Source organism: Mycoplana ramosa (assembly GCF_041930185.1).
GTDB classification, from domain to species: Bacteria; Pseudomonadota; Alphaproteobacteria; order Rhizobiales; family Rhizobiaceae; genus Mycoplana; species Mycoplana ramosa.
In genome coordinates this window covers 12,154-26,333 of sequence record NZ_JBHEEW010000011.1, presented here as the reverse complement: position 1 = coordinate 26,333, position 14,180 = coordinate 12,154, and the positions used below count along the sequence as shown (strand labels likewise).

Sequence of the window (14,180 nt, the reverse complement as noted above, 5' to 3'; positions counted from 1 at the left end):
ATTCTCCTCCGTCGCGACCTGTCCTCCGACAGGATCATGCAGGCTTGTTGGTTTGCGGTCCATCAGTTCCGATGAAGGAACTGCCGAGACTGCGCGAGTGGCCGCGGAACTCGGCGATCGTCACGCCGTTGGCGCTGACCCTCACGTCATAGATGCCGGAGCGGCCGGCGCGCGAGACTTCGCGTGCCTCGGCCGTCAGCAAGTCGCCAAGCCGGCCCGGCCGGATGTAGCTGATGCTGCAATGGGCGGCGACGGTGGTCTCGCCGTAAGAATTGCAGGCGAAGGCAAAAGCGCTGTCGGCGAGCGCGAAGATGAAGCCGCCATGCGCGGTGCCGTGGCCGTTGGTCATGGTCTCATTGACCGTCATGGTCAGCGTTGCCTTGCCGGGCTCGACGGAAACGACGTCCATGCCAAGACCCTGGCTGGCACGGTCGCTGGCCCACATGGTCTCGGCCGAAAGTTTTGCGAGTTCAGCGCCGGTCATTTCGTTCGTCCCGTAAAGACCGCCTGGCGCTTCTCCATGAAAGCCCTGACACCCTCGGCATAGTCCGGCGTGCGGCCGGCCTGGCGCTGCAGGTCGCGCTCCAGGTCGAGCTGGGTGTCGAGGTCGTTGGCGCTGGAGGCCTGCATCGCTTCCTTGATCAGCGCCAGGCCCTGCGTCGGCTGGGTGGCAAAATGGGCGGTCAGCGCCTCGGCTTCCGCCATCAGCTTGTCGTCGTCGACAACCTTCCAGATCAGGCCCCATTGCTCGGCCTTCTCTGCCGACAGCGGCTCGGCAGTGAATGCGAGCGCCTTGGCGCGGGCCTCGCCGATCAGGCGCGGCAGGAAGAAGGTGCCGCCGGAATCCGGCACGAGGCCGATCTTGGCGAAGGACTGGATGAAGCGGGCCGAGCGGGCGGCAAGCACGATGTCGCAGGCAAAGGCGATATTGGCGCCGGCGCCGGCGGCGACGCCGTTGACGGCGCAGACGACCGGCTTGCGAAGCGCGCGCAGGCGGCGCACCAGCGGATTGTAGAAGGTCTCGATCGTATAGCCGAGATCCGGCGGGCCGTCCTTGCCGACCCGGTCGGAAAGGTCCTGTCCGGCGCAGAAGCCACGGCCTTCGCCGGTCAGAAGCACGGCGCGGCAGCTTTCATCGGCAGCCTCTTCGAGTGCGGCGGCCAGTGCGCGGTGCATCTCTTCATTGAACGAGTTGAGCCGGTCGGGCCGGTTCAGCGTGATCGCGGTCCAGCCCTCGCGCCGGTCCACCTTGATTGTAGACGTCACTTTCTGCCTCCCTTCGGCGGGTCAACAAGTTTCACTTGAATTGACCGATCGTTCGGTTAATAATTAGCCGAAATCGACCCCTTGTCAACTGTCAAGCACAATCGGGCCGAACGTGGAGGAATTCATGACCGGACTGTTCGAAACGCATCGCAATCTGCTTGCTGATGCGATGAAGGCCATTGAGGAGCGCGGCTTCTGGAGCGCCTTTTCCGAGGTCCCGCGCACCTATGGTGAGGTGCTGCCCGTCGAGGGCAAGGCCGCTTTCGAGGCGCTGCTCGACAAGCCTTTCGCGCTCGACCAGGAAGCGGACGATGGCCGCGTCGGCGGCGAGGTGTCACCCTTCGGTCCCCCCCTTGGCATCACCTATCCCCGCACCGGAATTGACCAACTGATCGCGCGCGCTTCCGCTGCCGCCTCGGGTTGGGGGCAGGCGAGTATTCAGGCCCGCTGCGGCGTCGCCCTCGAGGTCATCGCCCGGCTGAACAAGGCATCCTTCCTGATGGCGCACGCGGTCGAGCAGACGACGGGCCAGGCCTTCGCGATGGCCTTCCAGGCCGGCGGGCCGCATGCGCAGGACCGCGCCTTGGAAGCGGTGGCCTACGCCTATCGGGAAATGACAGGCATCCCGCGGGGTGATGTCGCCTGGGACAAGCCGGCGGGCCGCAACGTCATCCGGCTCACGAAGGAATTCCACCTCGTGCCGCGGGGCATCGGCCTTGTCATCGCCTGCGCCACCTTCCCGACTTGGAACAGCTATCCGGCGATCTTTGCCGATCTCGTCACCGGCAATCCGGTGATCGTCAAGCCGCATCCGGCGGTGATCCTGCCGCTGGCGATCACGGTGAAGATTGCGCGTCAGGTGCTGTCCGAGGCCGGCTTTGACGCCGATGTCATTCAGTTGGCCGTCGACACGCCCGAGGCGCCCGTCGCGCAAACGCTTGCCGTCCATCCGGCTATCGCGCTCGTCGATTTCACCGGTTCCTCCGAGTTCGGCGGCTGGCTGCGCGACAATGTCCAGGGAAAGCCGGTCTTCACCGAGGAAACCGGCATCAACACGATCGTCATCGACAGCACCGACGATTTTTCGGCCATGTGCCAGAACATCGCCTTCTCCCTGTCGCTCTACAGCGGCCAGATGTGCACGACCCCGCAGGACATCTTTGTGCCGCGCGGCGGCATCGAGACGAACGAAGGCCACAAGAGCTTCGACGAGGTAGCCAGCGGCATCGCCGCGGCGATCGACGCGCTGCTGGCCGACCCGCAGCGCGCGGCGGCGGTCTGCGGCGCAATCCAGAACCCGGCGACGCTCGAGCGTGTCGCCAAGGCTTCCGCCCTAGGCCGCGTCGTGCGCGCCAGCACCCCCGTTTCTGGACAGGAGGGTGCGCGGACGGCGACCCCGCTGGTTCTCGCGGTCGAGGCCGCGGACGAAGCCGCCTATCTCAAGGAACAGTTCGGTCCGATCAGCTTCGTGGTATCCTGTGAAAATGCCACGGACGCGATCGATCGCGCCACGCGCGCGGCGAAGGCGAAGGGCGGCATCACCGCCGCGCTCTACAGTCGCGACGACGCGCTGATCGACGCGGCGGTCGGGCTCTATGCGCAGGCCGGCGCTCCGCTCTCGGTCAACCTGACCGGCGGCATCTATGTCAACCAGAGTGCTGCCTTCAGCGACTTCCACGTCACCGGTGCCAACCCCGCCGGCAATGCCTGCCTGACCGACACGGCCTATGTCGCCCAGCGCTTCCGCGTTGTCTGCGTGCGCCGTCCGGCAGCGGCCTGAACCGCATTTTCAAGGAGGATTTCATGTCGGAAGCCTATATTTGTGACTTCACCCGCACGCCGATCGGCCGCTATGGCGGCGCGCTGAAGGACGTCCGCGCCGACGACCTCGCCGCCCATCCGTTGCGCGTGCTGAAGGAGCGTAACCCGGGGATCGACTGGGAAGCGGTGGACGACGTGATCCTCGGCTGCGCCAACCAGGCGGGGGAGGACAATCGCGACGTGGCGCGCATGGCGGTGCTGCTGGCCGGCCTGCCGGTGAGCGTGCCGGGCACGACGATCAACCGCCTGTGCGGCTCGGGCCTTGATGCCGTCGGCATGGCGGCCCGTGCGATCAAGACCGGTGACGCCGACCTGGTGATCGCCGGCGGTGTCGAGAGCATGACGCGCGCCCCCTTCGTCATGGGCAAGGCGACCGACGCGTTCTCAAGGCAGGCCGAAATTTTCGACACCACGATCGGCTGGCGCTTCGTCAATCCGGTGCTGAAGGCGCAGTACGGCGTCGACTCGATGCCGGAGACGGCCGAAAACGTCGCCGCCGACTTCAATATCTCGCGCGAAGACCAGGATCTCTTTGCCTGGCGCTCACAGCAGCGGACCAAGGCGGCGCAGGAGGCCGGCTTCTTCGCCCGCGAGATTTCGCCGATCGACGTCGCCGGCAAGAAGGGAGCGATCACGACGGTCAGCGTCGACGAACACCCGCGCGCGGAGACGACGCTGGAACAGCTCGCCAAATTGAAGGCGCCGTTCCGGAAGGAAGGCGGCTCGGTGACAGCCGGCAACGCGTCGGGCGTCAATGATGGTGCCGGCGCGCTGATCATCGCCTCGGAGGCTGCGGTGAAGCGCTACGGCCTGACGCCGCGCGCCCGTGTCGTCTCGGTCGTCTGCGCCGGCGTCGCCCCGCGCGTCATGGGTATCGGTCCGGCGCCGGCAACGAAGAAGCTTCTGGAAAAGACCGGGCTTTCGCTCTCCGACATCGACCTGATCGAGTTGAACGAGGCCTTCGCCTCGCAGGGGCTGGCGGTGCTGCGCCAGCTCGGCCTGCCGGACGATGCGGAACACGTCAATCCGCATGGCGGCGCGATCTCGCTCGGCCATCCGCTCGGCATGTCCGGTGCGCGCCTTGCCATGACGGCCGTCAGCGCCCTGGAAGTGCGCGGCGGAAAACGGGCGATCGCCACCATGTGCATCGGCGTCGGCCAGGGGATCGCCGGATTGATCGAAAGGGTGTGACCATGACCAGCCCTGCCCATCCCGTTTCCATTACACGCCATGGCGGCGTCGCCGTCATCACGATCGACTACGCGCCGGTCAATGCGCTGTCCAAGGCGGTGCGCGAGGGCCTGCTCTTCGCCGCCTCCGAGGTCGCTTCGGACGACGGCGTCACCGCCGCCGTCATCTACGGCGGTCCGGGCCGCTTCATCGCCGGCGCCGACCTGAAGGAAATGTCCCTGCCGCCGGACGAGCCTTATCTCCCCGACGTGGTGGCAGCGATCGACGCCCTGGAAAAGCCGGTTGTAGCCGCAATCGACGGCGCGGCGCTGGGCGGCGGGCTCGAGATCGCGCTTGCCTGCGACTACCGCATCGCCGGCCCGAAGGCGCAGGTCGGTCTGACGGAAACGCGGCTCGGCATCATCCCCGGCGCCGGCGGCACCCAGCGGCTGCCGCGCCTGACCGGCATGGCGACGGCGATCACCCTGATCGCCGAGGGCAAGATCCTGAAGGCGGCCGAGGCTGAGAAGCACGGCATCGTCGATCGCGTCGTCGAGGGCGACCTGCTGGCTGCGGCGATCGCAGCGGCGGAGACGATGGACAAGCGCCGCGTACGCGAGTTGCCGGTTCCCGAAGGGGACGAGGCCGAGGAGGAAGCGGCGGCCGCGGCAGCGATCGCGCGCGCCAAGGGCGTGCCGGCGGTGGCGGAGGTCATTCCGATCATCCGCACGGCGCGCAACCCGGCCTTCTCCGACGGCCTCGCCACCGAGCGCGCCGCCTTCCTGCAATTGCGGGAAAGCGCGGAAGCGAAAGCCTTGCGCCACCTGTTTCTTTCCGAGCGCCAGGTCTGGAAGGTGCCGGGGCTGCACGGCGCCAGCGCGCGCCCGGTCGCCAACGTCGCCGTCATCGGCGCCGGCACGATGGGCGCCGGCATTGCCGTGGCACTCGCCGATGCCGGACTGACCGTCACCGTCCTCGAACGCGACGAGGCGGCCGCCGCGACAGGCCGGGAACGGGTGAAGGGGCTCTACGAGCGGCAGGTCACGGGCGGCCGCATCAGCAGCGAATCGATGGCCGAGCGGCTTGGCCGACTGACCGTCGGCGCGGACTGGAACGTGCTTTCCGGGCAGGACCTCGTCATCGAGGCGGCCTTCGAGGACATGGCGGTAAAGACCGACATCTTCAATCGGCTGGACGCGCTTTGCCGGCCGGGGGCGATCCTGGCCTCCAACACCTCCTATCTCGACCTCGACGCGATCGCCGCCGTGACGAAGCGCCCCGAAGACGTCGTGGGCCTGCATTTCTTTTCACCGGCCAACATCATGAAGCTGCTGGAGGTTGTGCGCGGCGCAAAGACCAGTGCCGAAACGCTTGCGACCGCGCTGGCGCTGGCGAAGAAGATCGGCAAGATCCCTGTCGTTGCCGGCAATTGCGACGGCTTTATCGGCAACCGCATCTATGCCGTCTATCGCCGTCACGCCGAGTACCTGATCGAAGACGGCGCTTCGCCGGAGCAGGTGGATGCGGCGCTTCAGGCCTACGGCTTCGCCATGGGCATCTTTTCCGTGTCCGACATGTCCGGCCTCGACATCGCCTATGCGATGCGCAAGCGGCGCGCCGCCAGCCGCGATGCGGGCGAGCGTTACGTAACGATTGCCGATACGCTGGTGGAAGCCGGCCGGCTCGGCCGCAAGACCGGCGCCGGCTGGTATGCCTATGACGCAGCCGGGAAGAAATCGGTCGATCCGGTGACGACGCAGACGATCGAGGCCGCCCGCGCGGCAAGGGGCATCGCGCCCCGCGCCTTCACTCCGGAAGAGATCCAGCGCCGCCTCGTCGCCGTCATGGCGAACGAGGGTGCCAAGGTGCTCACCGAGGGGATCGCGCTGCGCGCCTCCGACATCGATCTCGCCTTCGTCAACGGCTACGGCTTCCCGCGCCTGAAGGGCGGGCCGATGTGGGCCGCCGACCAGATCGGGCTGTCGCGCCTCCTTGAAGAGGTCGAGGCGGCGCACCAGGCCGGCGGCGTCGGCTCCGAACCGGCCCCTCTTCTCATCGAACTCGCCCGCACGGGCGGAACCTTTGCCGCGTGGCGCAGCCACTGACGCAAACAGGAGACCATGACATGTCAACCATCCTGAAGAGCTATGTCGAAGACCGCTGGTTCACCCCGGAGAGCGGCTTTGCCGACATTCCGAGCGCGATCGACGGTCGCGTCGTCGCCCGCGCCTCGACGAAGGGGCTGGATTTCGTCGCAGCCCTTCGCCATGCGCGCGAGGTCGGTGGTCCGGCGCTGCGGGCGCTCACCTTCCACGAACGCGCCGGCATGCTGAAGGCCATTGCGGTCTACCTCAACGAACGCAAGGAAGAGCTCTACCAGATCGCTTTTGACACCGGTGCCACCCGCCGCGATAACTGGATCGACATCGATGGAGGCATCGGCACACTGTTCGCGTATGCCTCGCGCGGCAAGAAGGAACTGCCGAGCGAGCGCTTTGTCATCGAGGGCGAGACCGAGCCGCTGTCCAAGGCCGGCACCTTCGTCGCCCGCCACATCCTGACGCCGCTGATCGGCGTCGCCGTCCACATCAACGCCTTCAACTTCCCTTGCTGGGGCATGCTGGAGAAGCTGGCGCCGACGATCCTTGCCGGGGTTCCCGTCATCACCAAACCGGCGACGGCGACGGCCTACGTGGCCGAAGCCTGCGTGCGGATGATCATCGAAAGCGGCATCCTGCCGAAGGGCGCGCTGCAGTTCATCGCCGGCTCCACCGGCGACCTGCTCGACCACCTGACCGGACAGGACGTCGTCTCGTTCACCGGCTCGGCCGACACCTCGGAGAAGCTGCGCAACCACCCGGCGATCTCGCGCAATGCCGTACGGTTCATCGCCGAGCGGGATTCGCTGAACGCCGCCGTGCTCGGACCGGACGCGGGGCCGGGCACGCCGGAATTCGACATCTTCGTCAAGGAAGTGGCGCGCGAGATGACGGTGAAGGCCGGGCAGAAGTGCACGGCCATCCGCCGCGTGCTGGTGCCGCGGGCGCAGGAAGAGACGGTCACCGAAGCGTTGAAGGCGGCACTCGCCAAGGCCGTTCCCGGCAACCCGCGCCTCGACGAGACGCGGATGGGTGCGCTTGCCTCGCGGGCGCAGCGTGAAGCGGTCGTCGAGGCGATCGAGGAATTGCGCAGCGAGGCTGAGATCGCCTTCGGCCGCGTCGACATTCCGGACGGCGAGGGTGCTTTCTTCGCGCCGGTGCTTTTGCGCTGCGACGAGCCGCTCAAGGCAAACAAGGTCCATTCGGTCGAAGCCTTCGGCCCGGTCTCGACGCTCATGCCCTATGACACGCTGGACGAGGCGGTCGAACTGGTGAAGAAGGGCGAGGGCAGCCTGGTCGCCTCCGTCTACACCTATGACGCCGATGTCGCCGATGCGCTGATCTTCGGCATCGCCCCCTATCACGGCCGCGTGCTCGTGCTCGACCGCGACTGCGCCAAGGAATCGACCGGCCACGGCTCGCCGCTTCCGGGCCTCGTCCACGGCGGCCCGGGCCGGGCTGGCGGCGGCGAGGAGATGGGCGGCCTGCGCGGCGTGTTCCACTACATGCAGCGCACCGCCCTGCAGGGATCGCCCGACCGGATCGCCCAGATCACCCGGCGCTGGACGAAGGGCGCGGCCGCCCCGGTCACGCCTGAGCATCCCTTCAAGCGCAATTACGAAGCACTGAAGATCGGCGAGACGGTGCAGACGCCGTCGCGCACGGTCGGTCTGGAAGACATCGAGCACTTCGCCCATTTCACCGGCGACAAGTTCTATGCGCACATGGACGAGGAGGCCGCGAGCGCCAATCCGTTCTTCCCCGGCCGCGTCGCGCATGGCTACCTGATCCTGTCTTTTGCCGCCGGCCTCTTCGTCGATCCGGCGCCGGGCCCGCTGCTCGCAAACTACGGCCTCGAGAACCTGCGCTTTCTCAAACCGGTTTCGCCCGGCGATTCGATGCGCGTGCGGCTGACGGTGAAGGACAAGAGGGCGGCGCGCAGCCCGGAATACGGCGAGGTGCGCTGGGACGTCGAGGTGTTCAACCAGAACGACGAGACGGTCGCCCGCTATGACCTTCTGACGATGAGCGCGCGCACCGCCGCCTGACGGCTCGCCACCCGGGGCCGCGCGCGGTAAGTGCGGCGCCGGAAACGAAGCGCTTGCGTTCGAGGAGGGACGCAGGCGATGCTTCGGTTGCTGCCAGGGATGCCCTGCCACAGGGCCTCGCCCTCACATGCCAATTTTCGTGCGACGATCGTCCGGGAGGATGGCGATGGAGCATGCGGAGACAGGCGGACACATCGACCGGCGGGTTCTCGCCGGCGTCGGCGCGCAACTGCGCCACCGGGGCATCGATCCCGAGCCGATCGGCCGGCGCATCGGCTGCCCGCTGACGAACGGGAGTCTTTCCGGTTCGACGGTCAGCCTCGGTCAGTTCGTCGGATTTCTCGAGGAGGCCGGCCGGGCGCTTGGTGATGCCGCCGGCATCTGGCAATGCGGCCGCGCCTTCGTGCCCTGCGGCTTGCCGCAGCTCTTTCCGCATTTCGCGCGCGGAAGCCGGCTCGGCACCGTGCTTTCGGCGCTCGTGGCGACGATGAACGAAGTTCAGTCCGGCAGTCTCATCCGCCTTTCGGTCAGCGATTCGCTGGCGCTCATAGAATACCGCATCCTCGATCCGGCGATCTGGCCGCGCGCCTTCGACGTCGAGTTCACCTTCGGCTTCTTCGATGGCGTCATTCGCCGCTATTTCAAGCCGGACTTCCGGCCCGAAAGTCTCGTCTTCGAGCATGAGCAGGGCGGTCGGCGCCATGCGTTTGACAACGCTTTCGGGATCGCCTGCGTCTATGGCTATTCCAGCAACCTCTTTGCCTTTCCCGCCGCAATGCTGTCCCTTCCGGTCTTGTCGGAGTGGCCGGCCGGGGCCCATCCGGCCGACGCCCCGGGACGATCGGAGCGCAGCGAGCGGCTGGCGGACCGGCTGCGGCTGGCGGTGCTGTCCTGCATCGGCGAGGGCGAGATGGACCAGGCGACGATCGCCATGATGATCGGCCTTTCGACGCGCACGCTGCGTCGGCGGCTGCTGGAGGAGGGCTTGTCGTTCCGCGACGAGATCGAGCGACTGCGGATGGAATACGCCCGCGAGATGATCCTGCAGACGAACCTGCCCTTCATGGAACTCGCAAGCCGGCTCGGCTACCGCCAACAGTCGGATTTTACCCGCGCGTTCCGTCGAGCAGAGGGGATACCACCGAGCAGGCTGCGGCGGTTGCGGTGCGACGATGAACCGGATTGAGAAGGGGCCGGCGCGATGAGGCTGCCTGGACGGTTTCAGCAATCCCGGACGCAGGAAGCGTCCGGGGTTCCGGAAGATAGGATCGGGCGGGGGCCGGTCGGCGTGTATGTCCGCGATGCTGTTGGCGGGGTTGTTATCGACGCAGCCCGCGGCCATCAGCCCCAACCCGGCGGGGGGCGATGCTGGAAGATCAGCGCATCGATCGCCGAGCGGATCGCGGCGAGGACGGTCTGTATGTAGTGATACATTTCAAGTCCTCCGGTGCCTTGCAGCCGGACGTTTCGTTTCCGGCTCTACGCTTCCTTGATCGCACAAGACGGCGGCCGACCCTGTTTCCCCGGTGACAAGGCGGTCGGGCGGCTGCGCAAAATTCTTTCGTCGCGGCGATTTGCCTTGAACGGAAGTTGCGCTAAGAACCGCGCGAAACCCGCTATCTTTGACGAGGAACTTCCCATGACAGAGCGCAACCTTCTCCTCCTGCCCGGCGACGGCATCGGCCCGGAAGCCATGGCGGAAGTCCGCAAGATCATCGCCTACATGAACGCCGAGAAGGGCGCCGGCTTCGTCACCGACGAGGGTCTCGTCGGCGGCTCGGCCTATGACGCCCATGGCGCGGCGATCTCGGAAGGCGACATGCAGAAGGCGCTCGAGGCCGACGCCGTGCTGTTTGGCGCCGTCGGCGGGCCGAAGTGGGATTCGGTGCCCTACGAGGTGCGCCCGGAGGCCGGCCTGCTGCGGCTGCGCAAGGATCTGAAGCTGTTTGCCAACCTGCGCCCGGCGATCTGCTATCCCGCACTTGCCAACGCGTCTTCGCTTAAAGCCGAGCTGGTCGAGGGCCTCGACATCCTGATCGTGCGCGAACTGACCGGCGGCGTCTATTTCGGCGAGCCGAAGGAGATCATCGACCTTGGCAACGGCCAGAAGCGCGGCATCGACACCCAGGTCTATGACACCTACGAGATCGAGCGCATCGCCGGCGTCGCCTTCGAGCTGGCCCGCACCCGCAACAACCGCGTCTGCTCGATGGAAAAGCGCAACGTCATGAAGTCGGGCGTCTTGTGGCACCAGGTCGTGACCGAGACGCACAAGCGCGCCTATTCCGACGTGCAGCTCGAGCACATGCTCGCCGACGCCGGCGGCATGCAGCTGGTGCGTGCGCCAAAACAGTTCGACGTGATCGTCACCGACAACCTGTTCGGCGACATGCTCTCCGACGTCGCCGCGATGCTGACCGGCTCGCTCGGCATGCTGCCGTCGGCCTCGCTCGGCGCGCCGGACCCGAAGACCGGCAAGCGCAAGGCGCTCTACGAGCCGGTGCACGGCTCCGCCCCGGACATCGCCGGCAAGGGCATCGCCAACCCGATCGCCATGATCGCCTCGTTCGCGATGTGCCTGCGCTACTCCTTCAACATGGTGAAGGAAGCCGACGACCTGGAAAAGGCGATCGCCAACGTGCTCGAGAAGGGCATCCGCACCGGCGACATCATGGCCGAGGGCTGCACCAAGGTCGGCACCGCCGAAATGGGCGACGCAATCCTGGCCGAGTTCAAGGCTCTGTCGGCCTGAGGGCATAAGGGGGCGTGGAAGCGCCCCTTCCCGAACCGCTCGAACAGCCCCTCCCCAACCCCTCCCCACAAGGGGGAGGGGCTTTTTCTTGCGCTGACGCGGTCAATCTACCGCCCCCCGGGGGCGGGCCGGTGCGAAGCGGGAGCGGTTCCCTGGCCGCAACCTTGAAAATGCCTCCGGCGACACCCAAGGTCAGGGGTCGCAACAGGAGCCCAAATGAACCGACCGCTCTCCTCCTCGCTCTGGATCTTCATCACCGCCACAGTCCTCGTTGCGGCCCTCATCCCGTTCGATGCCCGGCTTTCGGCGTACGCCCAAGGCCTGCCCAAGGCGATTGTCGCCTTCAATCGGACGATCACCGATTTCGGCACCTTTCGCTGGATGATCTATGGGTCGGGGTTGCTGGCGATCGTCGCGTTCATCGTCCATCAGGCCAGCCGCAGCGAGACGGTGGCCGGCCGGGCGCGAACGGCGATGCGGCTGTTTTCCTATTTCTTCGTCACGATCGGCAGTGCCAGCGCGCTCGTCCACCTCCTGAAGACCCTGATCGGCCGGGCGCGGCCGGAAATGCTGGTCGAGCTCGGCGCCTACAGCCTGACGCCGTTGACCGGTAACACGGTGTTCGAGAGCTTCCCCTCCGGCCACTCGGCGGCGGTCGGCTCGTTCTTCGGGGCGTTCGCGCTGCTCGTGCCGCGGCTGCGGCCGCTGTTTCTTGTCGGCGCGCTGCTGATCGGCGTCTCGCGGGTGATCGTCGGCGCCCATTATCCGAGCGACGTTGCCGCCGGGCTGCTGGTTGGGTTGTGGTGCGCGGTAATGGCCGCCTTCCTATTCGCCCGCTGGAACGTGCTGTTCCGGCTGGACGCCGCGGGGTGGCCGCGACCCAAGATCGCTTTCAACGGGCCTGCGAAGGAGTGACGCGCCCATAAAAAAACCGGCGCGTGTCGACACGCGCCGGTTCCATGTGTCCGTTGGACGGTCGATCAATCCATGGTGTGGATGTCGCGGTCCTTCGTTTCCGGCAGGAACAGCAGGCCGATGACGAGGGTGATCGCCGCGAAGACGATCGGGTACCACAGGCCGTAGTAGATATCGCCCTGGGCGGCACTCATCGCAAACGCCGTCGCCGGCAGCAGGCCGCCGAACCAGCCGTTGCCGATGTGGTAGGGCAGCGACATGCCGGTGTAGCGGATGCGGGTCGGGAACAGCTCGACGAGCAAAGCTGCGATCGGGCCGTAGACCATCGTCACGTAGATGACGAGGACGGTCAGGACGGCGATGATCTTGGTCCAGTTGACGGCGGCCGGATCGGCGACCATCGCGTAGGCGCCGCCGTTGGCAACCGTGAAGACCGCCATACTGTCGACGCCCGCGGCTTCGTCGGCGGTGAGCAGCTTGGCGGTGACGAGCTCGTCGCCGCTCATCGTGGCCTTGTCGCCGGCGCGGATGGCGGCGGCGTCGAGGGCGAGTTCCGGGTTGGCGGCGACGAAGGCGTCGAGCTTGGAGTCCGGAACCTTGGCGGCGGCGCGGTTCAGCGGGTAGCCGGCGTCGTGCAGGGCCATGTTGGTCTGCTTTTCGAACGCGGCGGTCATTGCCTTGGCCTGGTCGCCGGCGGCAATCACGTCAAAGCTGTTGATGACGGTCTCGCCGATCTTCACGGTGGCCGGGGTACCCGGGGCCGCCGTGGTCACGACGTCGTAGGGCACCGAGTTCTTCGTGAGGAACGCGGTTGCGATGTCGCACGAGGTCGTGAACTTCGCCGTGCCCGTCGGGTTGAACTGGAACTTGCAGTCGCCGGGGGCTGCGGTCACGGTCGCACGGACCGTCGCCTGCGCCTGTGCGAGCGCCGGGTTGCCGGCCCAGGTCAGCGCCTTGAACAGCGGGAAGTAGGTCAGGATGGCCAGCAGCAGGCCGGCCATGATGATCGGCTTGCGGCCGATCTTGTCCGACAGCCAGCCGAAGAAGACGAAGAAGCCGGTGCCGAGGATCAGCGAAGCGGCCACCATGATGTTGGCCGACTGGCTTTCGACCTTCAGCACGCCGGTCAGGAAGAACAGCGCGTAGAACTGGCCGGAATACCAGACGACCGCCTGGCCGACGACGGCGCCGAACAGGGCAAGCAGGGCGATCTTGGCGTTCTTCCACTGGCCGAAGGCCTCCGAAAGCGGCGCCTTCGAGGTCTTGCCCTCTTCCTTCATCTTCTTGAAAGCCGGCGATTCGTTCATCTTCAGCCGGATCCAGACGGAGACGCCGAGAAGCACGACGGAGACCAGGAACGGAATGCGCCAGCCCCAGGCGGCAAAGGCCTCCTTGCCGAGCATGAACTGCACCGCCAGGATAACGACGAGCGACAGGAACAGGCCGAGCGTCGCCGTCGTCTGGATCCACGAGGTGAAGTAGCCACGGCGACCGTGCGGCGCATGCTCGGCCACGTAGGTTGCGGCGCCGCCATACTCACCGCCGAGCGCCAGGCCCTGCAGCATGCGCAGGACGAGCAGCAGGATCGGGGCGGCGATGCCGATCGAGGCGGCACCGGGCAGGATGCCGACGAGGAAGGTCGACAGACCCATGATCAGGATCGTCACGAGGAAGGTGTACTTGCGGCCGACGAGGTCGCCGAGGCGGCCGAAGACGAGGGCGCCGAACGGGCGGACCAGAAAGCCGGCGGCAAAGGCCAGCAGCGCGAAGATGTTGCGCGTGGCTTCCGGATAGGAACTGAAGAAGGCCGCGCCAATATAGACGGCAAGCGAACCGTACAGATAGAAATCATACCACTCGAAAACGGTGCCAAGCGACGAGGCGAAGATGACTTTCTTCTCCTCGCCCGTCATCGGACGGGTTTTCGCACCGTCCGCTGTTGCGGTGTTCGCCATTGTGAAATCCTCCACTTCAAACGGCCTAGGGGAGCGCCCGTCGCTCTCGTCAACCGATCCTCCTCGGTCGGACGAACGTGGTGCGCGTTGTCACAAAATGGCAGAAAAGTGGTGAACGCGGCAGCGCGGCTTTCGGATTATGACTTTAGTCTAA

At 66.5% G+C, this 14,180-nt stretch carries 10 protein-coding genes; 7 read left to right on the top strand and 3 right to left on the bottom strand.

Annotated elements, in window-relative coordinates; all coding sequences use genetic code 11:
* Positions 1-34: 34 nt before the first annotated feature.
* Positions 35-484, bottom strand: a complete 450-nt coding sequence (paaI, locus tag JNC62_RS14845; RefSeq protein WP_374839792.1) for a hydroxyphenylacetyl-CoA thioesterase PaaI — start codon at positions 482-484, stop codon at positions 35-37.
* Positions 481-1,266 carry a 2-(1,2-epoxy-1,2-dihydrophenyl)acetyl-CoA isomerase PaaG gene (gene paaG / locus JNC62_RS14840; protein ID WP_374839791.1) on the bottom strand — a complete coding sequence of 262 codons (786 nt, stop codon included), beginning with the start codon at positions 1,264-1,266 and terminating at the stop codon, positions 481-483. Before paaG ends, paaI begins: the two co-directional genes overlap by 4 nt.
* A gap of 124 nt (positions 1,267-1,390) precedes the next feature.
* On the opposite strand from paaG, the gene paaN reads away from it, so the two are divergent.
* The 7 genes from paaN (at position 1,391) to JNC62_RS14805 (ending at position 12,071) form a co-directional block, all read left to right on the top strand.
* Positions 1,391-3,046, top strand: a complete 1,656-nt coding sequence (gene paaN / locus JNC62_RS14835) for a phenylacetic acid degradation protein PaaN (protein ID WP_374839790.1) — start codon at positions 1,391-1,393, stop codon at positions 3,044-3,046.
* A 23-nt stretch (positions 3,047-3,069) separates the two neighbouring features.
* A complete protein-coding gene (gene pcaF, locus JNC62_RS14830) occupies positions 3,070-4,278 on the top strand; it encodes a 3-oxoadipyl-CoA thiolase (protein ID WP_374839789.1) in 1,209 nt (402 codons plus the stop codon).
* A 2-nt stretch (positions 4,279-4,280) separates the two neighbouring features.
* Positions 4,281-6,362, top strand: a complete 2,082-nt coding sequence (locus JNC62_RS14825) for an FAD-dependent oxidoreductase (protein ID WP_374839788.1) — start codon at positions 4,281-4,283, stop codon at positions 6,360-6,362.
* A 20-nt stretch (positions 6,363-6,382) separates the two neighbouring features.
* A complete protein-coding gene (gene paaZ, locus JNC62_RS14820; RefSeq protein ID WP_374839787.1) occupies positions 6,383-8,404 on the top strand; it encodes a phenylacetic acid degradation bifunctional protein PaaZ in 2,022 nt (673 codons plus the stop codon).
* A gap of 166 nt (positions 8,405-8,570) precedes the next feature.
* Positions 8,571-9,590 carry an AraC-like transcriptional regulator QhpR gene (qhpR, locus tag JNC62_RS14815; protein WP_374839786.1) on the top strand — a complete coding sequence of 340 codons (1,020 nt, stop codon included), beginning with the start codon at positions 8,571-8,573 and terminating at the stop codon, positions 9,588-9,590.
* A 453-nt stretch (positions 9,591-10,043) separates the two neighbouring features.
* Positions 10,044-11,156 carry a 3-isopropylmalate dehydrogenase gene (gene leuB / locus JNC62_RS14810; RefSeq protein ID WP_374839785.1) on the top strand — a complete coding sequence of 371 codons (1,113 nt, stop codon included), beginning with the start codon at positions 10,044-10,046 and terminating at the stop codon, positions 11,154-11,156.
* A 216-nt stretch (positions 11,157-11,372) separates the two neighbouring features.
* On the top strand, positions 11,373-12,071 hold the full coding sequence (locus JNC62_RS14805) for a phosphatase PAP2 family protein (RefSeq protein ID WP_374839784.1): 699 nt from the start codon (positions 11,373-11,375) through the stop codon (positions 12,069-12,071).
* Positions 12,072-12,136: 65 nt separating this feature from the next.
* On the opposite strand, the gene JNC62_RS14800 is transcribed toward JNC62_RS14805, so the two are convergent.
* Positions 12,137-14,026 (bottom strand): MFS transporter, encoded by a 1,890-nt coding sequence (locus tag JNC62_RS14800; RefSeq protein WP_374839783.1) that lies wholly within the window; start codon positions 14,024-14,026, stop codon positions 12,137-12,139.
* Between the last annotated feature and the right edge of the window lie 154 nt (positions 14,027-14,180).

Coding starts and splice junctions, on each gene's coding strand:
- paaI (WP_374839792.1), bottom strand. CDS start 484: ATGACCGGCGCTGAACTCGCAAAACTTTCGGCCGAGACCATGTGGGCC.
- paaN (WP_374839790.1), top strand. CDS start 1,391: ATGACCGGACTGTTCGAAACGCATCGCAATCTGCTTGCTGATGCGATG.
- pcaF (WP_374839789.1), top strand. CDS start 3,070: ATGTCGGAAGCCTATATTTGTGACTTCACCCGCACGCCGATCGGCCGC.
- JNC62_RS14825 (WP_374839788.1), top strand. CDS start 4,281: ATGACCAGCCCTGCCCATCCCGTTTCCATTACACGCCATGGCGGCGTC.
- paaZ (WP_374839787.1), top strand. CDS start 6,383: ATGTCAACCATCCTGAAGAGCTATGTCGAAGACCGCTGGTTCACCCCG.
- qhpR (WP_374839786.1), top strand. CDS start 8,571: ATGGAGCATGCGGAGACAGGCGGACACATCGACCGGCGGGTTCTCGCC.
- leuB (WP_374839785.1), top strand. CDS start 10,044: ATGACAGAGCGCAACCTTCTCCTCCTGCCCGGCGACGGCATCGGCCCG.
- JNC62_RS14805 (WP_374839784.1), top strand. CDS start 11,373: ATGAACCGACCGCTCTCCTCCTCGCTCTGGATCTTCATCACCGCCACA.
- JNC62_RS14800 (WP_374839783.1), bottom strand. CDS start 14,026: ATGGCGAACACCGCAACAGCGGACGGTGCGAAAACCCGTCCGATGACG.